At 62.6% G+C, this 25,570-nt stretch carries 20 protein-coding genes and 1 pseudogene; 13 read left to right on the top strand and 8 right to left on the bottom strand.

Going from position 1 to position 25,570, the window contains the following annotated elements:
- Positions 1 to 18: 18 nt before the first annotated feature.
- The 8 genes from LB572_RS31830 (at position 19) to LB572_RS31795 (ending at position 7,993) form a co-directional block, all read left to right on the top strand.
- Positions 19 to 1,560 (top strand): ABC transporter substrate-binding protein, encoded by a 1,542-nt coding sequence (locus LB572_RS31830; protein ID WP_224670578.1) that lies wholly within the window; start codon positions 19 to 21, stop codon positions 1,558 to 1,560.
- Between the two features lie 138 nt (positions 1,561 to 1,698).
- On the top strand, positions 1,699 to 2,664 hold the full coding sequence (locus tag LB572_RS31825; RefSeq protein ID WP_224670577.1) for an ABC transporter permease: 966 nt from the start codon (positions 1,699 to 1,701) through the stop codon (positions 2,662 to 2,664).
- A complete protein-coding gene (locus tag LB572_RS31820) occupies positions 2,661 to 3,503 on the top strand; it encodes an ABC transporter permease (protein WP_140801303.1) in 843 nt (280 codons plus the stop codon). The genes LB572_RS31825 and LB572_RS31820 overlap by 4 nt, the downstream gene beginning before the upstream one ends.
- Complete coding sequence (locus LB572_RS31815; RefSeq protein WP_224670576.1) at positions 3,503 to 4,492, top strand: ABC transporter ATP-binding protein; 990 nt, start codon at positions 3,503 to 3,505, stop codon at positions 4,490 to 4,492. The genes LB572_RS31820 and LB572_RS31815 overlap by 1 nt, the downstream gene beginning before the upstream one ends.
- A complete protein-coding gene (locus LB572_RS31810; protein ID WP_224670575.1) occupies positions 4,489 to 5,253 on the top strand; it encodes an ABC transporter ATP-binding protein in 765 nt (254 codons plus the stop codon). The genes LB572_RS31815 and LB572_RS31810 overlap by 4 nt, the downstream gene beginning before the upstream one ends.
- A 265-nt stretch (positions 5,254 to 5,518) precedes the next feature.
- Positions 5,519 to 5,983: a GNAT family N-acetyltransferase gene (locus LB572_RS31805; RefSeq protein ID WP_224670574.1), complete on the top strand. Its 465-nt coding sequence runs from the start codon at positions 5,519 to 5,521 to the stop codon at positions 5,981 to 5,983.
- A gap of 29 nt (positions 5,984 to 6,012) precedes the next feature.
- Positions 6,013 to 6,396 carry an ACT domain-containing protein gene (locus tag LB572_RS31800; protein WP_224670573.1) on the top strand — a complete coding sequence of 128 codons (384 nt, stop codon included), beginning with the start codon at positions 6,013 to 6,015 and terminating at the stop codon, positions 6,394 to 6,396.
- A gap of 163 nt (positions 6,397 to 6,559) precedes the next feature.
- The gene (locus LB572_RS31795; RefSeq protein WP_224670572.1) at positions 6,560 to 7,993 is read left to right on the top strand and encodes an aldehyde dehydrogenase family protein; all 1,434 of its coding nucleotides are present in this window, start codon (positions 6,560 to 6,562) and stop codon (positions 7,991 to 7,993) included.
- Positions 7,994 to 8,091: 98 nt separating this feature from the next.
- Here the strand turns inward: LB572_RS31795 and LB572_RS31790 are convergent, their stop codons facing one another.
- The gene (locus tag LB572_RS31790) at positions 8,092 to 8,874 is read right to left on the bottom strand and encodes an aspartate/glutamate racemase family protein (RefSeq protein ID WP_140801309.1); all 783 of its coding nucleotides are present in this window, start codon (positions 8,872 to 8,874) and stop codon (positions 8,092 to 8,094) included.
- Positions 8,875 to 9,006: 132 nt separating this feature from the next.
- Here LB572_RS31790 and LB572_RS31785 point away from each other — a divergent pair, with 132 nt between their 5' ends.
- The 3 genes and pseudogenes from LB572_RS31785 to LB572_RS31775 all read left to right on the top strand — a co-directional run bounded on the left by LB572_RS31785 (position 9,007) and on the right by LB572_RS31775 (position 11,042).
- Complete coding sequence (locus LB572_RS31785; RefSeq protein WP_181179044.1) at positions 9,007 to 9,903, top strand: LysR family transcriptional regulator; 897 nt, start codon at positions 9,007 to 9,009, stop codon at positions 9,901 to 9,903.
- A 71-nt stretch (positions 9,904 to 9,974) separates the two neighbouring features.
- Positions 9,975 to 10,491: pseudogene (locus LB572_RS31780) on the top strand (IS5 family transposase); the annotation flags it as partial.
- A 26-nt stretch (positions 10,492 to 10,517) separates the two neighbouring features.
- Entirely contained in the window at positions 10,518 to 11,042 is a 525-nt protein-coding gene (locus LB572_RS31775; RefSeq protein ID WP_224670571.1) for a hypothetical protein, read from the top strand.
- Between the two features lie 57 nt (positions 11,043 to 11,099).
- Here the strand turns inward: LB572_RS31775 and LB572_RS31770 are convergent, their stop codons facing one another.
- From LB572_RS31770 to LB572_RS31740, 7 genes are all read right to left on the bottom strand, one after another.
- The gene (locus LB572_RS31770) at positions 11,100 to 11,609 is read right to left on the bottom strand and encodes a hypothetical protein (RefSeq protein ID WP_224670570.1); all 510 of its coding nucleotides are present in this window, start codon (positions 11,607 to 11,609) and stop codon (positions 11,100 to 11,102) included.
- A 303-nt stretch (positions 11,610 to 11,912) separates the two neighbouring features.
- Positions 11,913 to 12,092 carry a hypothetical protein gene (locus LB572_RS31765; RefSeq protein WP_224670569.1) on the bottom strand — a complete coding sequence of 60 codons (180 nt, stop codon included), beginning with the start codon at positions 12,090 to 12,092 and terminating at the stop codon, positions 11,913 to 11,915.
- 250 nt (positions 12,093 to 12,342) lie between these two features.
- On the bottom strand, positions 12,343 to 12,621 hold the full coding sequence (locus LB572_RS31760) for a hypothetical protein (RefSeq protein ID WP_140801314.1): 279 nt from the start codon (positions 12,619 to 12,621) through the stop codon (positions 12,343 to 12,345).
- Between the two features lie 414 nt (positions 12,622 to 13,035).
- Positions 13,036 to 14,004 carry an ABC transporter substrate-binding protein gene (locus tag LB572_RS31755; protein WP_224670597.1) on the bottom strand — a complete coding sequence of 323 codons (969 nt, stop codon included), beginning with the start codon at positions 14,002 to 14,004 and terminating at the stop codon, positions 13,036 to 13,038.
- A 47-nt stretch (positions 14,005 to 14,051) separates the two neighbouring features.
- Entirely contained in the window at positions 14,052 to 16,820 is a 2,769-nt protein-coding gene (locus LB572_RS31750) for an MFS transporter (RefSeq protein WP_224670568.1), read from the bottom strand.
- A gap of 83 nt (positions 16,821 to 16,903) precedes the next feature.
- Positions 16,904 to 17,197, bottom strand: a complete 294-nt coding sequence (locus LB572_RS31745) for a hypothetical protein (RefSeq protein WP_224670567.1) — start codon at positions 17,195 to 17,197, stop codon at positions 16,904 to 16,906.
- Positions 17,198 to 17,377: 180 nt separating this feature from the next.
- Positions 17,378 to 17,647, bottom strand: a complete 270-nt coding sequence (locus LB572_RS31740) for a hypothetical protein (RefSeq protein WP_224670566.1) — start codon at positions 17,645 to 17,647, stop codon at positions 17,378 to 17,380.
- A 403-nt stretch (positions 17,648 to 18,050) separates the two neighbouring features.
- On the opposite strand from LB572_RS31740, the gene LB572_RS31735 reads away from it, so the two are divergent.
- The gene (locus LB572_RS31735; protein WP_140801319.1) at positions 18,051 to 18,950 is read left to right on the top strand and encodes a helix-turn-helix domain-containing protein; all 900 of its coding nucleotides are present in this window, start codon (positions 18,051 to 18,053) and stop codon (positions 18,948 to 18,950) included.
- Positions 18,951 to 19,372: 422 nt separating this feature from the next.
- Positions 19,373 to 25,570 (top strand): beta strand repeat-containing protein (locus LB572_RS31730; RefSeq protein WP_224670565.1); only part of this gene is annotated, 6,198 nt, incomplete at its 3' end.

The following is a 25,570-nucleotide window of genomic DNA, read 5'->3' as shown; positions in this document are numbered from 1 at the left end:
ACAAAAAAGGGGAATGAAATGCGCATGAAACTCGACCGCAGAACCTTCCTGGCGGGCTCATCGGCATTGGCGATCCTGCCCTACGCCCGCTTCGCCTTTGCCGCCGCCAGAACCAATCCGATCATCGCGCTCGACACGGATATCGGCAATCTCGACCCGGGCAACCGCGTCGGCACCACCGAAGGCAACATCATCCGCTCGGTCTGCCAGACGCTGGTTCGTTTCGAGCCGGGCAAGCTCACCTGGACGAACGACGCGGCCAAGGAGATCAAGCAGATTTCCGATACCGAGTTCGATTTCGAGCTCAATCCGGGTCAAATGTTCACCGGCGGCTATGGCGAGATGACGGCGGACGACGTCAAATTCTCCTTCGACCGCTACATCAATGGCGACAAGAACGGCAAGAAACTGACCTATGCCGATGACATGGAAGCGCTGAAGTCGGTCGAGGTCACCGGCAAATACACGGGCAAGCTCACCCTCAAGCATCCATCGGCGGCGCTGTGGCTGATCGGTATCTGCGACGCCTCGGGCGCAATTCTGTCGAAAAAGGCGACCGAAGAGCTCGGCGACAAGATCGCCACGACGCTGATCGGATCCGGTCCGATGGTGCTCAGGGAATGGCGGCCGAAGGAACAGTTCGTGCTTGCCGCGAACCCCGACTACAAGGGCCCGTACAAGGCGCATTTCGAGGAGATCACCGGCAAGATCATCCCGGAACACAAGACCTCGTTCCTGTCCTACCAGGCCAAGGAACTCGATTTCACCGCCTTCGATGCCGATCAGCTCGACACCGCCAAGGGGCTGGCGGACACCAAGGTCATCGATATCCCGGGCATCGACTACACCTGGATCGGCATCAACGTCGAAAAGGGTGATCTGGCTGACCTGAAGGTGCGCCAGGCGATCCGCTGGGCGATCGATATCGACGCCATCATCCAGGGCGCCTATTCCGGCGCCACCTCGCGCGCCAAGACGCTGCTGGCGCCTGGCCTGCTCGGCAACTGGGCCGACGCGCCGCTCTACAACCGTGACGTCGCCAAGGCCCAGCAACTGCTGAGCGAGGCTGGCAAGTCCAACCTGACTTTCACCTTCACTTGCCTCAACGACGCCACGTCGCTGGCCGTCGCTCAGATCGTCCAGGCCAATCTTGCCGAGGTCGGCATCACCATCAACATCAACGCCATGGATTCAGGCGCCTACTGGGCGCTCGGCGCCGATAATGCCAGCAAGGACCTCGAGCTGACGCTCATCCCCTATACGTCCAAATTCGATCCGAGCTTCCAGACACAGTGGTTCCTGGCCAGCCAGATCGGCCTGTGGAACTGGCAACGCTGGAACAGCCCGGAATTCGACAAGCTGCATCAGGAAGGGTTGGAAACGCTGGATAAAGCCAAGCGCGAGGAAATCTATATCAAGATGCAGAAACTGCTCGATGAATCGGCCTCGTGCATCTGGATCACCCATGGCCGCAACTTCTTTGTCGATGCGACCTGGCTGAAGCCGATGTTCCTTCCCAACGGCAAGGATTGGCAGTTCGAGTTCTTCGACAAGGCGTGAGGGCGACCGAGCAATCCAGGAAAAGTGTGAAACGACTTTCTGCCCGGAAACGGTCGGGCTCGGCGCCTTCGCCGTAGCCTTCCGTCCGGGACAACGTCGGACAAAGAGAACAGCGATGGACCTGGAAGGGCCAGCCGGATGACCAGATGGCAACGGACCGCCGCCTTCATCGCGACGCGGTTTGCTTCGGTGATGCTGACCATCGTCGGCGCCACGCTGCTCCTGTTCCTGATGGTGCGCCTGGTTCCGGGCGACTTCGCCTCGGTGATGCTCGGCCCACGCGCCACGCCGGAATTGCGCGCGCAGATCGTGCATGACATGGGCCTCGACCGTAGCCTGGCCGAACAACTCTGGCTCTTCGTCAGCCACGCGGCGACGGGCAATTTCGGCCAGGATGTCGTCTCGCACCGGCCAATCCTCGATCTGGTGCTCGAGGTCATCCCCAACACGCTGGCGCTGGCCTTCAGCGCGCTGGCGCTGGCGCTTGTCGTCGGCATCCCGATCGGCGTCATCGCCGCGCTGAAGCCCGGCTCGTGGCTGGACAGCGGCCTGGCGCTGCTGTCGATTTCCTTTATCACCACGCCGACGCTGGTGGTCTCGGTCGTGCTCTTCCTCGTCTTCGCCATCGGCTTGCACTGGCTGCCGGTGGCCGGCGCCGGCAATCCCGGCGACATCGTCGACCGCCTGCAGCATCTGGTGCTGCCCAGCGTGGCGCTGGCGCTGGGCTGGGTCGGCTATATTTCGCGGCTGGTGCGGGCAGCGCTGCTCGACACGCTGGCCGAGCTTCATGTGCGCACGCTGCGCGCCTATGGCGTTTCCGAATACCGCATCGTCGGCCTCTTCGCGCTGAAGCTCGCGCTGGTGCCGGTGGTGTCGATCCTGGGCATCGGGCTTGGCGACCTGATCGGCAGTTCGGTCGTGGTCGAGATCATCTTCGCGCGGCCGGGCATCGGCAGCCTGATCTTCAACTCGATCGCGCAGCGCAACTATCCGGTGGTCCAGGCCTGCGTGGTCTTCATCGTCGCCTTCTACATCCTCGCCAATCTCGTGGTCGACATGATCAACGCGCTGCTTGATCCCCGTATTGCCGCGGGGCGCGGATGAGCGAGGCGATTTGGGCGCTGAAGCGCATCTGCTCGGAACGCGACGGCCGCCTCGGCCTCGCCTTCACCATTGCCATCCTGGCGTTCGCGCTGCTCGGGCCATTGGTCAGTCCCGATCCCAATGTCCTCGACATCAAGGCGCGTTTCGCGGCGCCGGGCGTGGCGCATCTGCTCGGCACCGACAATCTCGGCCGCGACCTCCTGGCGCGCACCTCGGTCGGCACGCGCTATGCGCTGACGCTGGCGGTACTGATCGTCGTCATCTCGTCGGTGATCGGCTCGCTGATCGGCATTGTCGCAGGTGTTGCCGGCGGCTGGGTCGATCGCGCCGTGACGGCGGTCTTCGATATCGTCAACGCCTTTCCGCCGCTGATCCTGGCCTTTGCGCTGATCGCGCTTTACGGCAAGGGCTCGGCCACCTTCGTGTTTCTTGTCACGGTCGTCTTCATCCCGCAATTCGGGCGCATGGCCCGGGCGCGGGCCCGCACCTTGCGCAATCTGAGCTTCATCGAGGCCGAGCGCATGCTGGCGGTGCATCCCGTGACGATTGTCGTCAGGCACTATTTGCCCAACGTCGCCGGACCGATCATCGTTCTCGCCAGCATGAACCTGCCGGTCGTCATCGCCTTCGAGGCGTCCCTGTCCTTCCTCGGCTTTGGCGTGCAGCCGCCGAAATCCTCGCTCGGCACGCTGATCAAGGATGGTTTCGTGTCGATCAACCAATCCTGGTGGCCGACCATCACCGCAGCGCTGGTGCTGGCGGTCGCGACGCTCGGCGCCACCTTGCTTGGCGAAGCGTTGCGCCGTGTCATCGATCCCAAGTCGGCGGGGGCGCGCTGATGGCGATTTCGCTGCGCAATCTCTCGGTCGACTACAGCCTGCCGATCGGCACGGCGCATGCCTTGCGCGACGTGTCGCTGGACATCCAGAAGGGCGAGATGCTCGGCCTTGTCGGCGAATCCGGCAGCGGCAAATCGACGGTCGCCTTCGCGCTGATGGGACTGCTCGCCAACAATGCCAGGGTGACCTCGGGCACCGCCACCATCGAAGGCAGGCGGTTCGACCTGACCAGGCCAAATGCGACGGCACCCTTGCGCGGCCGCGGCATGGCGATGATCTTCCAGGATCCGATGCTGTCGCTCAATCCAGTCTTCACCATCGGCACGCAGCTGATCGAGGTTTTGCGCCGGCGCGCGCCCGCCAGCGACCGCAAGACCCGGATGGCCCAGGCCGAGGATGCGCTTGCGAAGGTGAAGCTCGGCAATCCGAAGCAGCGGATGGAACAGTATCCGCATGAACTCTCCGGCGGCATGCGCCAACGCGTGGTGATCGCCATGGCGCTGCTGTCGGAGCCGGCATTGCTGATCGCCGACGAACCGACCACGGCCCTCGACGTCACCGTCGAGGCGCAGATCATGCGCGAAATCATCGGTCTGCGTGATCGCATCGGCTGCGCCGTGCTGCTGATCACGCACAGCCTGGGTCTGGTCACCGAGCATTGCGACCGCATTGCGGTGCTCTACGCCGGCGAGCGGCTGGAAAGCGGTTCGGTGCGGGACGTCCAGCGCCAGCCCGGCCATCCCTATACGCGCATGCTGTTCGACTGCGAGGTCCCGATCGACCGCGAGCGCCATGCCGACGCCGCTCAGAATCGCTTCACCGTCATCGCCGGGGAATTGCCCGATCCACGCAGGCGGCCGCCCGGCTGCATCTTCAACGGCCGCTGCGACGTCTCGTTCGAGGATTGCGCGAAGGTGGTCCCCGGCGACTATCCCGTTGCCGGAAACGCGGCGCATGCCGCCCGCTGCCTTCGGCTGGTGACGCCATGACCGATGCGATCGCTGTTCATGACGCGCAACTGCGCTTTGGCCAGACCGTGGCGCTGGAGGGCGTCTCGGTGTCGATCCCGCAGGGCACATGCTTCGGCATCGTCGGCGAATCCGGATCCGGCAAGACGACGCTGATGCGCGCCATGCTCGGCCTGCAGCGGCTGGACGCGGGCGAGATACGCATCCTCGGCACCCCTTTGCAGCAAGGGCGCGCCGCGCTCACGCAGCGCGCCCGCATTGTCCAGCCGATCTTCCAGGACCCAGCCGCCTCGTTGTCGCCGCGCAGCCGCATCCGCACGCTGATGAACGAAGTCGGCACGGTGCTGAAAGAGCCGCATGCGGCGACGCATGAGCGTCTGCTGGTCATCCTGAAACGGCTCGGCCTGCCCGACAGTGTCATCGACAAATACCCGCATGAGATCAGCGGCGGGCAGGCGCGGCGGGTGGCGATCGCGCGCGCGCTCTTGATGAAGCCCTCCATCCTGATCGCGGACGAACCGACCGCCGGCCTCGACGTCTCCGTCCAGGGCGACCTGCTCAATCTGCTGCAGGACATCAGGCGCGCGCAGAACATCACGCTTGTCGTCATCAGCCACAATCTGGCGGTGGTGCGGTTGATCGCCGAGAACGCCGTCGTGATGCGCGCGGGCAAGGTGGTGGAGATCGGCGAGGTGGGGGCGCTCTTCGGTGCGCCGCGCGAGGCCTATACGAAGGAATTGCTGGCGGCCTGGCCGAGCGTGACGCACGCCGCATCGGTTTGAGGACATCCGCTCTGGATAATGTCCGGCCGCCTTGCCGACGGTTGGCCCAATGGCCGGACCGGGCGATGTCTTGACGCTCGCCGGTTCCTGCTCCAACCATGCCGCCATGTTTGCCGCTGTGCCTGCCGACACCAAGCAACGCTGCCTCCGCACAATGCGAAGCGGCAGGCTGATCGCGCGACGACAAAACCCGACGACATAGTCCGGTTCGTTCGTTTCCCGCGCCACCCGCCCGCCGGCGGGTTTTTCATATCTGGAGCCTCTGATGGCCAACAATTCCTCCATCCGGTTTCGGCCGGCCGAGGCGGCGGATGCCGCCGCTATCCGCGACATCGTGCGCGAAGCCTATGCCAGATGGGTGCCGGTGATCGGCCGCGAGCCCTTGCCGATGCGCGCCGATTACGACAAGGCGCTTCAGGAGCACCAATTCGATCTCTCCATCGAGAACGGCCGCATCGTCGGCCTGATCGAAACCATCACGCATGACGACCATATCTGGATCGAGAACGTCGCCGTGGCCTCCGAGGCGCAGGGCAGGGGTATCGGGCGCAAGCTGCTTGAAAGCGCCGAGCGCACGGCCGTTGAAGCAGGCTTGCGCGAACTTCGCCTGCTGACCAACGGCGCCTTCGAGGCGAATGTGTCGCTGTACAAAAGGCTCGGCTATGCGATCGACCGTGAGGAGCCGTTCATGAACGGCACGACGGTCTATATGAGCAAGAACCTTCCGTGACCGCGTAAACCAGAGACGGAGTCCAACGAATGGCTGCCCGGATCAGATTGAAGCAACTCCCCGGTGTTTATGCGATTTCGAGGCTTGAGGCTGGAGACGGCATTCCCGGTTGGGCGGACGGCCCGGGCTTCGTCAGCATCAGCAGGACGGAGGATGAACTGTCGATCGCCTGTTTGCAGGAGCGTGTACCGGCTGCCGTCAGGCAGGACAACGACTGGGTCGCCTTCAAATTCGAAGGCCCCTTCGCCTTCGGCGAAACGGGCATCGTGCTGTCGGTCGTCAGGCCGCTGTCGGAAAATGGTCTGGGCGTCTTCGTCGTCTCTACCTTCGACGGCGACCACTTGTTGGTGAAGGCCTCGGACGGGGCCGCGGCGACACGTTTGCTGGGCGCGGCGGGCCATACGCTGCTCTAGCCCATCCCATCAGGGTACCGGCTCTCTGGCGTAACACCCGACGTGCTGGCTCAAGCACTTCAAGCTTGCGTTTGACAGAGTGCATGCCGCATCGTTATTTCTGACGATATACGACGATCACCTCACCACAATCGAGCAAAACCGGCCCGCAAGGAGCGAAACCATGTCACACGATCTGCAGTTCTATGTCGACGGCGCCTGGGTCGATCCCGTGGTGCCGAACACTCTCGACGTGATCGATCCTTCGAACGAAGACGCTTTCGCGCAGATATCACTCGGCTCCAAGGCCGATGTCGACAAGGCGGTGGCCGCCGCCAAGCGCGCTTTCGCCACGTTCGGCTTCACCTCGGTCGAGGAGCGGCTCGATATCCTCAACCGCGTCATCGAAATCTACAAGAAGCGCAGCAGGGACCTGGCGCTTGCCGTCTCGCGCGAGATGGGCGCGCCGCGCCAGATGGCGCTGGACAGCCAGGTCGGCGTCGGTCAGGCGCATCTGGAAAAGATGGCCGAGGTGCTGAAGAGCTTCCAGTTCCGCCACGTCAAAGGTTCGTCGCTCATCGTCAAGGAGCCGATCGGCGTCGTCGGCCTGATCACGCCGTGGAACTGGCCGCTCAACCAGATCACCTGCAAGGTCGGTCCGGCGCTCGCCGCCGGCTGCACGATGGTGCTCAAGCCGTCCGAGATCGCGCCGCTCGACGCCATCATCTTCGCCGAGATCATCGACGAGGCCGGCGTGCCGAAGGGTGTGTTCAACCTCGTCAACGGCGACGGCCCGACCGTCGGCCAGGCGCTGGCCAGCCATCCGGATGTCGACATGATGTCCTTCACCGGTTCGACCCGCGCCGGCATCCTGGTCGCCAAGGCGGCCGCCGATACGGTCAAGCGCGTGCATCAGGAACTGGGTGGCAAATCGGCCAACATCCTGTTCCCCGATGTCGACCTGGAGCGGGCCGTCACCAAGGGCGTCGCCGGCTGCTTCGGCAACAGCGGCCAGTCCTGCAACGCGCCGACCCGCATGTTCGTGCCGCGCGACCGTCACGACGAGGCGACCGGCTATGCGAAGAAGGCGGCGGAAAAGTTCACCGTCGGCCCGGCTGACGCGCCCGCGTCCAAGCTCGGCCCGGTGGTGAGCCAGATCCAGTTCGACAAGATCCAGGATCTGATCCAGAGCGGCATCGACGAGGGCGCCACCCTGGTCGCCGGCGGGCCCGGCCGCCCGGCCGAGCTCAATCGCGGCTACTATGTCCGCCCGACCGTCTTCGCCAACGTCACGCATGACATGCGCATCTCCAAGGAGGAGATCTTCGGGCCGGTGCTGTCGATCATGCCTTACGATACGGTCGAGCAGGCGGTCGAGCAGGCCAACGACACCGTCTACGGCCTTGCCTCCTACATCCAGGCCAAGGACATTGAGAAGGCGCGCGACGTGGCTGCCCGCATGCGCTCCGGCAATGTCTACATCAACTATCCGATCTGGGACGCTGGCCTGCCCTTCGGCGGCTACAAACAGTCCGGCAACGGCCGCGAATATGCCGAATACGGCCTGGAGGATTTCCTCGAGGTCAAAGGCATCGCCGGCTACGAGGCGGCGGAATAAAGCTCACGGGTTAGGAGCCGGAGAGCCAAGGCTCTTCGAAGCGACTTGAGAAGGGCGCGGTTTCGGCCGCGCCTTTTTCATTCGGTTGATGTCGCACGTCAGACATGACCGTAGAAATCCCGGTGCACGGCGGCGGAATAGGCGTAGTCCAGCAAGGTCGACCAGCTGAACAAGGGCATGTCGATTTCGCGCTGTATCGCCCGGCCGAAGGGCTGAAACCCGGTGCATTCGAGCACCATGGCTCCCATGTCGGGATGAGCGGCGGCAAAATCCTTCGCGACCTTGACGATGTCGCGCTCCGCCAGGCCGTAATCCGCGGTCGGGATTTCGGGCCGGATCTCCTTCGTCCAGAGCGTGTCGAACTGGGGCGTCTTGCCGTCGTCCTTTGCGCCGTGAACGACGTAGTTCGTGCCAAGCGTCACGCCCACCGAAGTCAGGTGCCGGTCACTGAGCCGATCGCCCTCGGCGACAAGAATGCCGACGACCTTTTCGGGGCCGATCGTCATCTGGGCGAGAGGCACCTGCAGCAGGCTCGACGCGAAGACCGGCACGTCGACGCTGGCCGCGATCTCCTTCTGGAACCAGGCGAAGTAGCCGCATTCGGCGGCGATCGCCCGACATCCCATGCGTTCCAGTTTCCGCGCGGCCCTGACGATCGGCTCCAGCAGGGCTTTCTTGTCGTCGCCGCGCACGAGGTTCTGGATGTCGACGCCTTCGGCGATTTCATACTGGATCGGAAAGGGATAGGCGCTGGCGTTCCGCACATCGCCCGGGAAGCCTGGATACACCTCGTCGAGGATGATGATGCCCAGGCCCATTCCGTAGCAGGAATGATTCCTGCGGGCTTGAATTCGTTGAACACCTGAATCCCGAACCGTCATCCCAAGTCTCCGCACATCGTTTGCGGCGGACGCTAGTTGCTTATGAATAAGCAAGGAAATAGCGTTTCGTTATGGTCGCCAGAAGACGCTTATGAAGGTGCCGTCATGCTTTCCCGACGCGATGAGATATCCGTGCGCCGCGTGCGCAGCCTGCTGACGGTGCTGGAGCTGAACTCGTTCACCCAGGCCGCGGAAGAGCTGGGCCTCACCCAGCCGGCCATCTCGCAGCATGTCACGCAGCTGGAAAGGCAATTGGGCTTCACGCTGCTGGTGCGCGACCGCGAAGGGCTCCGGCTCAGCCCCGCCGGCAGTTCGCTGCTGCCGGGGCTGCGTCGGCTCGTTGCGGGCAACGAGGCGATCGTGGATCAGCTCGCCTCGCTCAGCCTCGGCACCGAGCAGATCCTGCGCGTTGCGAGCGTGGCGTCTTTCGCCGCGATGTTCATCGGCCCGGCCTTCCACGCGCTGCGGCCCCGGTTCCCCAACCACGTGCTCGACATCGTGGAGATCGACAGCGAGGAGACGTTTCAGCTTGTCCGGTCGAACGAGATCGATTTCGGCATCAGCAGCGTCTTCGTTCCGTCGCCCGGGCTGCTGTTCGAACCGCTTTGCCAGGACGGCGCCTGCGTCGTCATGGCGGCGTCGCATCCGCTTGCGGCGCGGTCCGAGCTTGCCGACGAATTGGTGCTCGCCGAACCCTTCATCCGCTTCCCCTCGGGAACGACTTCGGGCAACTGGCTCGCCATGATGTCCGAACGGTCCGGCCTGCAGCCAAAAACCGTCGTCGAGGTGCGCCAGCTGATGACCGGCTGTCAGCTCGCGCGGGAGAATATCGGCCTGACCGTCGTCCCCGAGATCGCAGCGAGATCGTGCCCGCTGCCCGGCTTGGCCGTTGTTCCCTTGCGGGATGGTCTGCCGCCGAGAAAGCTGGGCGTGGTCACCAGCGAGTTTCACCAGCCGTCGGACTTCGAGAACGCCGTTCTCGCGGAGCTTCGAGCGATGACCTGGCCAAGAGCATCGAGTGCGGTTTGAAGAGCGAAGGAATATCCCTTCAATACCTCGGGCTGTAATCAAGCCTGCAAACGCTTCTGCACATTACAGGCCATGACGGCAAGTTGCAGATGATCGACACCTCCATTGTTCGTGTCCACCAGCAGGGCGCGACGGCAAAAAGGGGGGTCGAGATCATTGTCTCGGTCGTTCCCGAGGCGGGCTGACAACCAAAATCCATGCTCTTGTCGACGCCCAAGGCAGGCCCATTAAGCTGACGCTCACGGCAGGCCAGAAGAGCGACATCGCCTCCGCAGCTGACCTGATCAAGGATTTGCCCGAGGGTGCCATGCTGCTCGCCGACAAGGGCTACGATGCCAACGCATTTCGCACCGCGATCACCGACCAGAAGGCATGGGCCAATATCCCGCCCAAGGCCAATCGCAAGGACCGATCTGCTTCAGTCCCTTCCTTTACAAGGCGCGCAACCTCGTCGAGCGCTTCTTCAACAAAGCCAAGCAATTCCGTCGTATCGCAACCCGATACGACAAGCTGGCTGAGAACTATCTTGCTGCCCTCAAACTCGTCGCAATCCGCATCTGGCTACGCGGTTATGAGTCTACGTCCTAGCCCTCAGCCTTGGTGAGGTGGCGGCCATGACCAAGCTTCTCGATGAAGCTGGCCTGAAAGGCTACGACGCCACGTCGATCGGCTATCACGAAGCGCAACTGCTGTTTGCACAGGGCAGATATGTCGACGTGATGAACCTCTACCAGAGGCGCAAGCTTCCCGAGGACACCCTGCTGGCCCTCGCCTATGACTGGGGAGGCGACCGCAATGTCGCCGATAGGATCTACCTGCGTGACCTGGAACTGAACGCGACCTCCGGCCCGGCCAATGCCACTTATGCCGGGTTGAGGCTGTTCCGTTTTCGCGACATCGACGGCGCCATCAAATACGGAGAGAAGGCGTATTCGCTTTATCCATCCGGCTGGAGCCGTTCGCTCGTGACGACCGCCTGGTTGGTCAAATCGTCCGATTATCTGAAAGCCAACAAGACCAAAGAGGCGAAGGAGGCTTTCGCGCGCGCCCGCCAGATCGGCATAGACCGCGCCTCCCTGCAAAGCTTCAGCAGCAATCTGTGCAACGATATCGTTTTGCCTCTGACGGAGTTCCAGTAGCCATACGATGCCGCCCGCAATTTTGGGGCGGCCGCGCCGGTCCGCGCCGGCAACGCTTCAGGAGCCCGTCCGCCGCGCAAAATGTTCATAGGTCACGCGCCAGGGGTTGCTCTCGGCGGCCCGCTCTTCGCCGATCCAATGGAAGCTGTCGGCAGCGATCCCGGTGAAGCGCCATCGCGCCAGCAGGCCTCGCGAATCCTCGCCGATCTGGACGATATCCCTGCCTTCCGCCCGACCGATCTGGCGCGCATAATCCTGGTTGAGCGGATCGCTCCAGATGATGTGCCAGCCACCGATAGAAGGGTCGAAGACGCGCAAGGTCGTGCCGTACATGATGGACGGGGCAGGGCGCCTGGGCCTGATCCAAAGATCCTGGATGGCGCGGCCTTCGAGCACCCAGCCGAAATGGCATTCGCCATCCCATTTCTCGACCGTGCCGTCGCCGAGGTGGTGGAGCGTATCCATGTCCCAGCTGCCGATCAGCCAGCCGTAGAGGTCCATGTCCTTCCGCCGCTCGGGCGCTGGAGCTTCGGACATGAGGGCGGTGAAAAACGTGGACATTGGCATGATCTTTCTCCAACGGAACGACAGGGCAGCGGCCATGCTCTGACCCTTGCAGCGTTGTCGGTTCCAGGCTTGGGAAAAATTGCTGTAGTCAAACTGCCGGCAAGACGAGCCGGCGTGCGCGCACCATCCCCTGAATGCGAGAAGTCGGCGGGACGGTGGCGGGAAATATTGCCCTCTATCGCGGTCAATCCGGCGCCATTTGGCAATCAGCGCAAACTAGCTTGCCGGTCACGGCACCACTTCAGGCACAAAGAGCCCCGCGGACGAGATGCCCGCGGGGCTCTTTTTCAGTGGACGTGCCGATTAACGGCGATCGCTTCCGCGACCGTCATTGTGGCTGCCATGCGCACCATTCAGGCACTGAGTCCAGTAATCGCCAGGATTGGTGCAGGAATTGATAGTTGCCTGCTGAGCATAAGCCGAGCCGGCCAGGCCAGAGACAGCAACAACGGCGAGGATTGCATTGCGAAGAATCTTGGACATTTCGAGTTTCCTTTGTCTAAAATCCGGTCGTGCCGGTCGATGGCCGTTTTCGTGCAGTTGGGTTTCGGTTTGATGGCGCTTAGGCGCGACTTTGTTTCGAAATCGCAACTGGGCAAACGGCAGCCGGCTAAGCTGCCGGGGCGCCTCGCAAGCCATGACGGCTCGTTTGCATACAAATGTTTCAAAGGCAGTCGTTCCCGTTACAGGCCTCGTGCTTGCGTGCAATGCGGCGGAAACGATCGTTGATCATTTAGATCGCCACGGTGAAGGCGGCGAGGTTTGTTCTCGTTACAGCCATGGCGAATAGGATGAAGTCTATGTCGATAATGAAGACGTTGAACCGCATGGGCGCGGCCTTGAAATATGCACAGGATGCCCGCAACCCGACGCGGATGCGAAACGGGCTGCCGTCCGACAACCAATTGGATATTTGCTGGCCGGTAATGCCGACAGCGAAACATTTGTCGTCGAACACTTGGGGCGCGATCTGAGATAACGACCGCCCGGAAACCTGAGCGTTGATCAGCACATGGCAATCATCGCCGTGCGAGCTTCGGGGAACGCGCCGTTGTGGCGTCTGGCAATGAGCGGAAAATTGTGGCTGGGGTTCCTGGAAGCTTTTCGAACTTTCTGGGTCGCTCCGCAGTCCGAATTGGGGCTGCTCATGGACAAAGTAGGATACTAGATTCGGCTTTTGCATGGCTCTGGAAGGGATCGACCCCTTGGCACGTTGCGCCCGATAGCGCGACGGTACGACTTCCAAGTACCATGCTTTGAACGGCAGCTTCGCGCCTCATGTCGGTGGTAGAGATCGACTTCGCAACATCCTGAAAGCAGACGTTGCCGGCTATCACGCAGGAGGTCATGGTTGCGGCGCTTCCGGACTTTGTGATCCGCTCAGATTGAGCGACTGACTTTCCGCACTTCGGCTAGTCTCGACCGCCTATTCGACCTTCTCGACAAATTGTAGAAACTCGACGGGCGGAAACAGGTTGAGTTGCTTGGCAACGCGCATGTTCACCAGATAGGCGAACTCTTCCATAGCGAGCACCGGGAGGTCGCCTGGCTGGCTGCCGTCCACGAGGATTCTACTTGCCTGCCGGGCTGCAAGCCTGCCGACATCGTAGTCGCGCGCGGCCACCGACATCAGCGCGTTGGATTCGGTAACCAGATGTTCATAGGGCGACAGCACAGGCAAAACCGCTTCCAGGGCAGCCCCGGTGAACAGGTCCTGCTGCTTCTCCAGGAACGTGCTCGATCCCAAATATACGAACTGCACGCCAGCCTGCTTCAACTCCTGCATCTTCGGCGTGACCGATGCCGGGTCCGGCGTGCCGTCGGCCTTCGCGGCGAGTGGAAGCGCCGTCAGCGAGAAGTTCAGCTCCCCCGTCAGCGCCTTGATCTCGTCCACCTTTGCGACGGAGTTCGCCTCACTGGCGTCGTAGAGGATTCCGAGGTGTGCGAAGTCTTTCATGTAGCGGCGGATGCTCTTGATGTTTACGCTTTCGGGCACCCGGTTGCGGGTACCGGTGACGTTCGGCCTGCCAGTCTGCTCGTAACTTTCGATGATCTTGGTGCCGACCGGGTTGGAAACCACCGTGAAGACCACGGGGATATCACTGAGAAAGCGCGGATCGTTCCGCTCGTCGAGCGAGCCGACGATGCCCAGCGTCACCTTGGTTCCCCAGGTGATCACCAGGTCGGGCCGCGTCTTGCGCAGTTTCTCGACGATGCCGGGCAGCTTCGACGGATCCTCGGCTGCGTCGAAGACGGTTACATCGGCATCCAACCCGCTGTCGGCCACAAAATCCTTCACCCCCCGACAGACATCCTCGCAGCCTATCCAGACGACCATGGCGATGGTCTTCCTTGCGGCCTCCGCCGGCGAGGCAAACCAGCCTGCGGCAAGCACCAAGGCAAGCAAAGCTCCAGTTATGCCTCTCATGACATTCCTCCTCATCAATTTCTACCGACGGTGTGAAGCAAGGCAAAGACAACGGCCCCGAACAGGACAAGGCACCCGATCGCTCCGACGGCGCCGGAATATCCGATGTAACCGGTGAGCAAGCCCGTCAACACCAGGCCAGCGACGGCGCCGCCTCGCTCCAGCAGGCGCGTCGTTCCGAGTACGACGCTCGACCCGAGATGCGACAGCCGGCCTTCGGCAAGGTCCATGACCAGCACCGCCTGTGGTCCGCCGGACAGCCCCAATCCGAGCCCGGTTCCTGCGGCGGCGAGAAACATGCTTGCGCTCGACGGGAAGGCGGCGGCAACGAGCAGAACTGCGCCCGAGACAACCGACGAAGCGAAGGCGACCAGCGCCGGATTCGAGTATCGTTGCGGCACTTTATCATGGACAGCCCCGCCAATGATAAGCATCAGGAAAAAGCACATCATGGCGCGGCCGATGCCAGCGGCCGACGACCCCAGTGCATCCATCTGCAGCGACAGAAGATAGGAGACGAAGACGTGATTTACGATCTCCAGCGGAACGATGATGCCGAAAGCGGTGGCGGCAAAACGCGCGCTGCGCATCGGCGCTAGAAGGTTGAACGAGAACCGGGTGTCCTCCTGCTCGCCGGTCTGGCGGATGCCGGCGCGGAACTGCGGCACGTAGTGCCAGATCAAAGCGGCTGACACGGCCATCACCACCGCGCAGACGATGAACACCGCCCGCTGGCCCATCCGGTCGGCGATGATGCCGCCAAGCGCAGTGCCCGCGAAGACTCCGCTGAACATTGCGGTTCTGATGAGGCCGATCGAGCGCGACCGCACGGCCGGCGGCAGCATGTCCAGAACGTAGTCCTGGCAGGAAAGCGAGGCGAGGACGAAGCCGAGGCCGTTGAGGGCGAGGCAGGCGATCAGGTGGACGATGTTGCCGGCCGCGAAGAGGCCGACATTGGCGAGCATGCACATGCCGGCACCCGCCAGGAACAGGTTCCTGTAGCCGAAGCGGCGTTCGAGTGGCCGCGCCAGCGGCGCCCCGAACAGGGTCGCCAGCAGATAGGCGGCCAGTGGCAGGCCGATCACGATGCCGGGGCTTATCCAGGTGATCGGGTTGTCAGCGTCCCTCGCATAGAGCGAGAAGAAGGACAGCGGCAGTTCGTCGGCCATTGCGAAGAGGAAGAGCGGGAGGCGGACGTCGGACAAGCTGCAGAAACGCAGGACCTCGGCGCCCGATCTGCTAAGCCCGAACCTCCGTCCCAGAGATTCGAGGAGCCTCTCCCTTTCCTCCGGGTTTTGTCCGGCCAACGCCGATCGCCAGGCCTCCGCAAACATACCATTGAGGCGAACGGCTCTTTCCGAGATCCTATTGGTCAGCCTGCCGATGACGTTCATGCCGGAGGCGGCCAAGCGCTTGGAGAAATCACTCGCGGCCTGCAGCCCTGCGACATGCTGGAGCCCGTCGATCGGCAGCGTCACCGACGAAGCCATCATCACGACCACCAGTTCGAACGCAAAGAGCACGATCACGAGAAGCACGACGCTTAGGTCGAGCAGCATGTCGCGGAACTGCGCCGCAAAATAGAGCGGATCGGTTTCGGTGACGATCGTTCCGATCGTCTCCCCGTCAAGCAACAGCGGAAATTCCGAGACGCCTTCCGAGGCCGAGCGCTTCTTGCCGATCTCGAGGATTGGCTTCCCCGGCAGGATCCCCAGATAGGATATCTCCGGAAGGTTCTGCGTCAGATCCTGAAAATAGTCCTGGCCGCCAACCAACTGGTCGAGCGGCACGCCGGCCTCGATGGCACGCTGTATGTTGGCGTTAGCGACGGTACCAATGAGCTCGGTGCGTTTCGCAATCTCGGGCGAGAAGGATTCGTCGATGCCGAGATAGGCCACATAGGCGAGCGCCAGCGCCGAACCGAACACCATGGCTGCGACCAGCGGCATCAGGCGCCTGGCGATGTTCCTGGCGAGGTCGGTCTCGGCAATGCCGACGAACCTGACTGAGGCGGCGGCATCGTTGCCAGGCAACGCGTCCGGCGCCGGTGGACCGAATTTTGCGAGTTCCGACAGCGCGGAACGGTAGGCGAGCGACGCTCGCTCCAGCATCTCCGAAAATTCCGGGAAGGAAGCCGCCGCGGAAGCTTGTTCGTCAGAACCGTCCAGCTGCTTCTCGATCCGCCGCAGTTCGCCGATCGGGCCGTGCATCCTAACTCTGAGTGCCAAGTAGGACACCACAGAAAACAGCACGAGCAAGACGGCTGAGACCAGCCCCATGCGCTGCCTGATCGCCCAACTGCGCGACTCCAACTCGATCCTCGGGTATGAGGCGACAACGCCAGCTACCGGACTCCCTCCTTCGTCCAGTATCGAGTAGCCGCTGATCAGGTCGGTATCGGTTTCGGCGGTCCACCTGCCGTTCGCACTGTCGACCAGGGCGCGGACGATCTCGCGCGGCATCGGTTCGACGTCGCCGGCGAGCGTGGAATCCACCACTATCCCCGAAGGATTTATCAGGTGGACGGCCTTGATGAGGGGGTCAGTTTCCCGGGCGCGCAGGAGCAGTTCGGTGGCATTGCGCATCATCGACACCGGAAGGCCTAGGTCGACGACGGAACGGAAGGGCGCGGCGGTCGAGCCGACGACGACGGAAAGCCGCTGCCTGATCAGGTTCGACAATATGGCGTCATGCTGGAGAACGGTCAGGATGGACAGGGTCGCGAGAACGATCGCCATGACTGCCGTCAGCGCAAGCCAGATACGCCTAAGCAGCAGCCCCACGTCCCATCCCCCTTGGTGACGGCCCACAGTATCTTCGGCCGCCAGAAACAACAAGTTGGAACCTAGACAAACTCCACGGCTTCTCAGCGTCCTGATTTGGACGACCTCGATCGAACCGACGCTGCAAGGACTGGCAAATTGTACAGTGCGAGTGCATTAAACCGTGCTGGGCCTTTGATCTTCTTGCCGCCGATCGGGAGAATGCAGCGCTGCAGCTGCTCCAGCCGGGACTTGTGAGCCCGCAATTGAACGCCGATCTCATGGAGCTTGGCGCGTTTATCGGGGCGTGCCGCAATCAGCTCTTCTTCAAGCCGGGCAATGTTCTTCCTGGGTGCTTCTGCATCGGCAAACCGCTGTTGCCTGATCCAGCCTCGCACCCAACGTCGCCGAAGCAACCCTAGCTAAGCATTTTCTGACGGTTCCGCAGCACCAAGCTCACCGATGGAGTCGTTCTGACTAAGCCGCATCCTCGGAGTTCTCCTGCAATTTGACCAGCAGATAACCGGGATACCGGATGACCTGGTCGAACTCGCGAGACACGGTGTCCACGAACTTCATCACGCGCGGGCTGCGGTGCCTTTGTGCCGGGTAGAAAGCGCATAGATCGACCGCTTTTCCCAATGCCTTTCGGGCGGAACCGGAACCAGCGCACCGGCCGCCACTTCATACTCGATGAAGAAGTCGGGCAGGTAGCTGATCGCTGACCCAATCGCCGTGAAGTACTTGGTCATCCAGTAGTCATTGACCTTGAATTTGCCGATGTGCCTCGCCTCTGCAAGATCTTGGCCTCGCGGAGTCGCCAACGTTCGGCCAACGCTGTTGCGCATGTAGATCGCCGTTCAACCGCTCGATATCAGCCGGTGTTTCGGGCGTTCCGTGCCGGGCCAGGAAGTCGGGGCCGGCGTAAAGCCCGTGGGAAATCGCGCCTAGCGTTCGACGCATCAAGGTCGAGCTTGGCGGCTCTCCGACGACGATCATGTAATCGAAGTCCGCACGATCAGCTTGTCGTTGGGGATGATGACGAAAGTCATATTCCTTGCGGCCAGTCCGGGCAGTATCCAAATGTTTTTCCTGTTCCGACACCGATAGATGGACCAATGTAGCTCGTTTAATAAATACGACTCGGTTGGAACGCGATCGTACAGTTTCACGTTGCAACCTTGATCCAATAAAACGAATCAATATTAGGTAGTGCTGATAAAGCATGGCCTACATTGCGGGCCGAACGTCATGACTTCTTCTGAAAACCGTCTTGATGCTGCGCCTCATTCAGCAGATGCTGATTTGGACTCTATATTTTCGACGGCCGACGCTTCGGCGATACGCACCGGGCGGGGAGTGGCCGCGTACTCTCTGTTGCCGGCTGGGCTGCACACCTTTTCGGCCAGTCACCATGTCGTTTATGTCGGCCTTGAATCTGCGCCGGGCACGTGCGCCAGACTGGGCGACGGCAAAGCCGAGCGCTATGACGCTCCTGCGGGCGACATCATCGTCAAGCAGGCGGATCTCGAAGCTGGCCTCCATCTGTCGAAGGCCCGGGAAAGCGCGATCATCGTCTATCCGGATGACAGCCTAAAAGAGCTTGCCCGGCAGCAATTCGGCTCTGACCAAGCCGAGCTAAGGCCCCCACCTTTCGGTGCCGTGGACCACACCGCCTTGAGCATTGCGCAATTGCTCAAAGCAGAACTGACAAGGGAGCATGGCCCCAGCGAGTTCTACGTCGAGCGCCTCATTGCGATCCTCGGCGTGCATCTCCTTCACGCTTATGCCGCGCCCGATGACACCGAGCCCCAACCTTTCAAGGGCGGCCTGGCGCGGAAAGCGACGCGCAGCCTTCAGGACTTCCTGAAGGCCAATCTTGCACAGAAGATCTCCGTCAACGAGCTTGCCGCGCTGGCGAACCTGTCGCCCCGTCAATTTACACACGCATTCACCAAAACCTTTGGAAAATCGCCGCATCGCTATCTCCTCGATTTGCGGCTCGACCACGCGGCGGGACTTCTCGCGGAGGGGCAATTGACGATTGCCGATGTCGCCTATCTCAGCGGTTTCTCCAGCCAGAGCCATCTGACGGCGGCGATGAAAAAGTATCGGGGCATCACGCCGACTCTCTTACGCTCCTCATCCTGAAGGCGAACCGGCCTGCCGTTAAGCCTATATTAGTATTGTGCAACAACAACTTGTGCCTTTCATGTAACAGCTTCACTCAAGGGTGCGCTCGGCCGTAAGCGGGCCGCAGTTTTTTGCAAAACTTCGCCGTTTTTTGAAATACGCAGCAGCGGTTCCATGCCTTGTTTCGACATTGTGCTCTGATTCATCGGAGCGTGATGCATTATTGCTTGCTAATTTAGGGGGAATACATGGCTGGGTTGGCCTGCGGCGGGACGATCCACGACCAGAGGGCCGACGACGACGGCGGCCACGATCCGAGATCGAAAGCCGGGCACCGGCATCCCGGACGCGCATCCTCCCAGGCGCGTTCGGGCCTCCAGGGGCAGTCGGCAAGGCAAGCCGACAGGTCTGTTTACTCGCAGCTTCTGCGCGGCGGCCGCATGACCAAATGGAAGGGGCAGGCGGCCAGCTTCGCGCCCAATCTGGCCCAGCTGGTTTCGACGACAGCTCCGGCCCTGCGTGGCGCGCGCCTGCCCGTCGCGCTGCTCGTCGGGCTCGGAGCCCTCCCTGCCGGTGCCGCCGATCGTTACTGGGACGTAAACGGCACGGGAGTGGAGCTCGGCGGGATCGGCTCATGGAACACGTCGTCTCCCTTCTGGAATGAAAGCAGCAACGGCGTGTCGGGTCCGATGGACGTCTGGAACAATGCCGCAGGCGACAATGCCATCTTCGACGGCACGGCGGGTGCCGTAACGCTCGGCGGTTCGATCTCGGCAGGCAGCCTGACCTTCAATGTCGGAGGCTACTCGATTGGCGGCGGCACGCTGACGCTCGCCGGCGCTACGCCGACCGTTTCGGTTGCCGCCGGCACCGCCACCATCAATTCGATAATTGCCGGCAATGCCGGCCTGACGAAGCTAGGCAGCGGTACGCTGACGCTCGGTGGCGCGAACACCTTCGTTGGTGACGTGAACGTCAATGGGGGTACGCTGTCCCTCGCCGGTTCCGGCACGTATACCGGCAATATCAACCTGAACAGCGGCTTCCTGAACGTCGCCAACGACGCGGCGCTCGGCAATTCGAGCAATGGAATTTTCACCACCGCAGGGACGCAGCTGACGATTAACGGCGCTCTCAGTGGAAGCCGCGTCGTCACGCTTGGCGCCGGTGGCCAAACCACTATCGCAGGCGTCGGCGCCGCCTCCACCCGCTACACGGGCGCCGGTGGCCTTACGGCTTTCCGGACATCGCTTACCAACAACGCCAACGACTATACCGGACAGACAACTATCCAAGTCGGTACCAACGATAACATCACTTTCAGCTCAGTCGGCAATCTTGGCGAAGTGAGTGCGCTCGGGGCTGGTGCCGGCTCGAATGGAACCATTACCGTTCAGCGCATAAACGGCGCCACCGGCACATTTTCGTATGTCGGGACCGGAAGCGATTCGAACCGCGATTGGGCTTTGCCCACCGCTGGCGGCAACCTGTCTTTCGTGAACAGCGGCACGGGAACCCTGACATTACGAGGTAACATCGCGCTCGGTGGCCCGGCTGGCACAGGGGTCGGCTTCGCGGCCAGTTCCGCAGATATGCAGCTCCTGGGGCAAATCAGCGGAAGTCTCGGCAGCGTCTCCTTTTCAGGCAGTAGCAATACTCGCACCATCACGCTCGGCGACTCCAACAGCTTCAACGCAACGGCTTCGATCGGTTCTGTCACCGTCAAAGCGGGCGTGCTGGCCAATGGGGGGGCGAACAGCTCGCTCGGCGCTGGGACGAGCGTGAATTTGGCAAATGGCGGTGTTCTAAGCTATACGGGCGGCGCAGCCTCCAGCAACCGGACCTGGACGGCTTTGGCCAACGCCAACGGTACGATCAACAACGACAGCACGACGGGCGCTCTGACGCTGAGCGGCGGCGCCACGCTCAATACGAATTCGACCCTCACCTTTGGCGGCGCCTATACGGGCGGTCCCAATACCTTCTCGGGCGTGATCTCCGGCTCAGGCAACCTCGCCAGCAACGGCGCCGGCGTCTGGGAACTCACCGGCGCCAGCACCCGCACTGGCGGCATAACGGTGGACGGCGGAACGCTGCGCGCGGGAAGCGCCTTGGCCTTCGGCACGACCACGACGGTGACCGTCAACAACGGCACGCTGGACTTGAACAATTTCAACCTGGCGGCCACGAGTCTGGCCGGAACCGGCGGAACGGTCGCCCTTGGGAGTGGAACCCTGACGGTCAATTCCGCATCCGGCGGCACGACGTTTGCCGGGAGCATTATAGGCACCGGTGGGCTTACCAAACAGGGCGCGAGCACTCTGACTCTGACAGGCGCCAACACTTACAACGGCACGACCAACGTCAGTGGCGGCACGCTGGCGCTGGACTTCTCGGCGGCCAGCGCGCCGGCGAGCGACATCATTTCCAGCGCCTCCACCCTGAACATGGCCGGGGGCACGTTGAAGGTGACAGGCTCGGCGGGCCAGACGCAAAGTTTCGCCGCGACCAACATCACCGCGGGGGGCAACACCATCGCGGGATCGGGAAACGTGACCCTCAATCTCGGCGCGATCAACCGGTCCAGCGGCCTCGTCAATTTCGTCCTGCCCACCACCGGCAGCATCACGACCACGCCGAGTACGGTTCTGGGCGGCTGGGCCACAGTCACCACAGGCGTCACGACCGACTACGCCCAGGTTGATGGTGCCGGCAACATCATCGCACGCGTTAGCTATGCGACCAAGGATGATGCGGGCACCTGGATAACGGGGGATGTCGTCAGCGACGAGGGCGGCAGCGCCAATACGCCTTACTTCGGCGCGGTCGGGAGCAATGTCCAACTCGGTGGCTTAAAGTATACGGTCGCGCGGTCAAGCACGGTGACGATCGGCGGCGGCAACACACTGGGCGTGGATGGCACCATCATCGTCTCCTCGTCGGTCGGCAACAATGCGCAGACAATAACCGGCGGCCAACTGACCGGCCCTGCAGGTGGCGGTACGCTCGGCGTGCTGCAGAATAGCACCGGCAACTACACCATCGCGTCGACCATCGTCGACAACGGTGGTGGCGGGACCGGGTTCACCAAGGCGGGTACGGGGCTCGTCACGCTTTCCGGGACAAATACCTATTCCGGGGCCACGATCGTGAGCGGAGGCGCGCTGTCCGTCAACACGATCGCGAATGGCGGCTCGGCGAGCGCGATCGGGGCCTCGAGCAATGCGTCTTCCAACCTGGTGCTCGAAGGCAGCACGCTGCGCTACACGGGGCTCTCGACAGCGAGCGATCGCGGCTTCACCCTTGTCACCAACGGCGCCGTAACCGCAGGCACGATCGACGTGACGCAGGCAGGCACGGACCTGCAATTTTCCGGCGCAGTCACAAGCCCGGACAATTCCGGCCTGACCAAGACCGGCCTCGGTACGCTGACGCTCTCCAACGCCAGCAATAACTATGTCGGGATCACCACGGTCAACCAGGGGACTCTGGCCGTGAGCACACTGGCCAATGGCGGCGCCAACAGCAGCATCGGCGCATCGTCCAATGCGTCTTCGAACCTGGTGCTGCAGAGCGGGGGGGAACTAGAATTTCTCGGCGCGACGGCGAGCAGCAACCGCGGCTTCACGCTTGCCTCCGGAGGCGGCGCCATTGGGGTCGCCCAGACCTCTACGACGCTGACGCTCAGCGGCGTGGCGACGGGCGCTGGCTCTCTGACCAAGAATGGCACCGGCACCTTGATCCTGTCCGGTACGAACGATTATACCGGCGGCACGATTGTGAGCGCCGGCACGTTGCGCGCCGGATCGACCAGTGCGTTCGGCACGGGCCTCATGACGGTGAACACCGGTGCGACACTCGACCTGGCCGGCCGCGCAAACACGGTAAGGGGGCTTAGTGGGACCGGAAATGTGCTGCTGGGCGCCGCGACGCTGACGACCAACGGCAGTGGCAGCTTTTCGGGTAGCATCAGTGGGACGGGCGGCGTCACCATCGCGCCGGGCACAGTGTCGCAGACGTTCGCCGGTTGCGGCAACAGCTATACTGGCGCGACCACGATCCAGAGCGGCACCACGCTGAACGTCAGTTGTCTGGCCAATGGTGGGTTGCAGAGCGATATAGGCTCTTCCGGGAGTGCCTCGACCAATCTGGTCTTCGTCAACGGCACGCTCAATTATACCGGTGGCACCGTCACCACCGACCGCGGCTTCTCGATGCCGGGATCCGTCACCGGCGCGATCGGCGTGCAGAACGCCGCGACGACGCTGACCTTTGGTGGCCAGGTCACCGGAGCAACCGGCGGCGTCTCTAAATTCGGTGCAGGCACGCTCGTACTCTCCGGCACGAATAATTATGGCGGCGGCACGACCGTCACGGCCGGCACATTGCGGGCCGGATCGACGAGCGCCTTCGGCACTGGCGGGATGGCCGTCAACACTGGAGCCACCCTTGATCTTGCCAATCTAAGCAACACAGTGGGCAGTCTCGCGGGCGGCGGCAACGTGACGCTGGGTTCTGCAACGCTCACCATCAGCAACGGCGCTTCCCAGAATTTCAGTGGTGCAATCAGCGGCACTGGTGGGCTGGTGAAGAGCGGCGCCGGCACGCAAACTTTGTCAGGTGTCAGCAGCTATACAGGCTCCACGGTCATCAATGGCGGCATTCTCGCCGTGACGGGGCTTGCAAATGGTGGCAGCAACAGCTCGATCGGATCGTCCGCCGCCACACCGGACAAGCTCGTCCTCAATGGCGGTACGCTGCAATATATTGGAACCGGCGACAGCACCAACCGGCTGTTCACGCTTGGGGCCAGCGGCGGCACTCTCGACGCTTCGGGCACCGGCGCGGTCAGCTTCACAAACACGGGCGCGGCCGCGCTCAGCGGTGCCGGCAACCGCACGCTGACGCTGACCGGCACCAACACCGCCGGCAACTCGCTTGCGGCTCGCATCGACAATCCGGCCGGCGCCACCACTGCGCTGACAAAGACCGGGACTGGCACCTGGGTGCTGAAGAACGGGTCGAGCACCTATACCGGCGCCACGACGATCAGCGGCGGCGTGCTCGCCGTCGATAAGCTTGGCGATGGCGGCCAGGCGAGCTCGATCGGCCAATCGACGAACCTAGCCTCCAATCTCGTGATCGGCAGCGGCTCGACGCTGCGCTATACCGGCGCCGGCGACACGACTGACCGCCTGTTTACGTTGCAGACGGGCGTCAGCTTCATCGAATCATCCGGCACCGGCGCGGTCGTTTTCAGCAACACGGGGTCGGCCGCCTACATCGGAAGCGGCAACCGCACGCTCGCGCTGGGCGGCACCAACACCGGCCTCAATACGATGGGCGGTACCATCATCGACGGTCCCGGCGGCTTAACTCAACTTGCCAAGAACGATTCTGGTACCTGGGTGCTGACGGGTAACAACAGCTATTCCGGCAACACCGTCATCAATGACGGTAACCTGGTCATCGGCAATGGCGGCACGTCCGGCAATGCCGGTACCGGTAACGTCGTCGTCGTCAACTCGACTTCAACATTGTCGTTCAACCGCAGCGATATGTTCAACTTCACCGGCACGATCAGCGGTGCCGGCAAGCTCGCCCAGATCGGCGCCGGCACGACGGTCCTGACGGCTGCCGGCAACGATACCGGCGGGACCAGCATCAGCGCCGGCACGCTGCAGGTGAATGGCGGGCTGACAACGCCGACCATCGCCATGACCGGCACCTCGGCGCTCACCGTCAACGGCACGGTTGGGACGACCGCCGGCGGCACGTCGGCGCTCACCGGCGATGCTGGAGCGAGCACGATCAACGTTGGCAACGGAGGCACGCTCAGGGCCGCTGGCGACCTTGGCGGCGGCAGCGACATCGTCAATCTGACCGGGACGTTGAACACCGGCGCCGGAGGCCTCAACCTCGGCGCCGGTAACGACACGCTGACGCTCAACGACGGCGCCGTTCTCACCGGAACAGTCAACGCCGGCACCGGTGGCGAGACGGGCGCGGGCGACACGTTCCGGGTAATCAACACGGTGAATCGCACAGTGCAGGGTGCAGGCCTCAGCGGGTTCGAGAGCCTGGACAAGCAGGGCAGCGGAACGCTGACGCTTACTGGCGACCACAGTTACAGCAGTGGGACGACGATCCAGGGCGGGACGCTCCAGGTAGGCAGCGGCGCGATAGCGGGTACGTTGACGACACCCACAGTGGCCAACAACGGCACGCTCGCCTTCAACCTGAACAACAACTACAGCTTCGACGGTGCCATCTCCGGCACGGGTTCGGTCAACAAGCTTGGCACCGGGACGACAACGCTGACCGGCACCAACAGCTACAGCGGCGCCACCAACATCAATGCCGGCACGCTGCTCATCAACGGCAACCAATCGGCCGCCACCGGCCAGACCAATGTCGCGACCGGCGCGACGCTCGGCGGCACCGGCATCATAGGCGGCAGCGTCACGGTGGCCGATGGCGGCACGTTCGCACCCGGCGGCGCCGGCAATGCCCCAGGCACGCTGACCATCAACGGCAATCTGGCGCTGGGGAACTCCAATCTCAACGTCAATTTCGGCGAGGCGAATGTGCCGGGCGGCGCGTTCAACGACCTCATCAATGTCGGCGGCAACCTGACG

Source organism: Mesorhizobium sp. BH1-1-5 (assembly GCF_020165615.1).
In the GTDB taxonomy this organism is placed as follows: Bacteria; Pseudomonadota; Alphaproteobacteria; order Rhizobiales; family Rhizobiaceae; genus Mesorhizobium.
Note: the sequence above shows the minus strand (reverse complement) of the source record. Positions and strands in the feature narration are given on the sequence as shown.

Coding starts and splice junctions, on each gene's coding strand:
- LB572_RS31740 (WP_224670566.1), bottom strand. CDS start 17,647: ATGCGCAACAGCGTTGGCCGAACGTTGGCGACTCCGCGAGGCCAAGAT.
- LB572_RS31765 (WP_224670569.1), bottom strand. CDS start 12,092: ATGTCCAAGATTCTTCGCAATGCAATCCTCGCCGTTGTTGCTGTCTCT.
- LB572_RS31735 (WP_140801319.1), top strand. CDS start 18,051: ATGACTTCTTCTGAAAACCGTCTTGATGCTGCGCCTCATTCAGCAGAT.
- LB572_RS31820 (WP_140801303.1), top strand. CDS start 2,661: ATGAGCGAGGCGATTTGGGCGCTGAAGCGCATCTGCTCGGAACGCGAC.
- LB572_RS31790 (WP_140801309.1), bottom strand. CDS start 8,874: ATGACGGTTCGGGATTCAGGTGTTCAACGAATTCAAGCCCGCAGGAAT.
- LB572_RS31800 (WP_224670573.1), top strand. CDS start 6,013: ATGGCTGCCCGGATCAGATTGAAGCAACTCCCCGGTGTTTATGCGATT.
- LB572_RS31815 (WP_224670576.1), top strand. CDS start 3,503: ATGGCGATTTCGCTGCGCAATCTCTCGGTCGACTACAGCCTGCCGATC.
- LB572_RS31795 (WP_224670572.1), top strand. CDS start 6,560: ATGTCACACGATCTGCAGTTCTATGTCGACGGCGCCTGGGTCGATCCC.
- LB572_RS31770 (WP_224670570.1), bottom strand. CDS start 11,609: ATGCCAATGTCCACGTTTTTCACCGCCCTCATGTCCGAAGCTCCAGCG.
- LB572_RS31805 (WP_224670574.1), top strand. CDS start 5,519: ATGGCCAACAATTCCTCCATCCGGTTTCGGCCGGCCGAGGCGGCGGAT.
- LB572_RS31810 (WP_224670575.1), top strand. CDS start 4,489: ATGACCGATGCGATCGCTGTTCATGACGCGCAACTGCGCTTTGGCCAG.
- LB572_RS31775 (WP_224670571.1), top strand. CDS start 10,518: ATGACCAAGCTTCTCGATGAAGCTGGCCTGAAAGGCTACGACGCCACG.
- LB572_RS31825 (WP_224670577.1), top strand. CDS start 1,699: ATGACCAGATGGCAACGGACCGCCGCCTTCATCGCGACGCGGTTTGCT.
- LB572_RS31830 (WP_224670578.1), top strand. CDS start 19: ATGCGCATGAAACTCGACCGCAGAACCTTCCTGGCGGGCTCATCGGCA.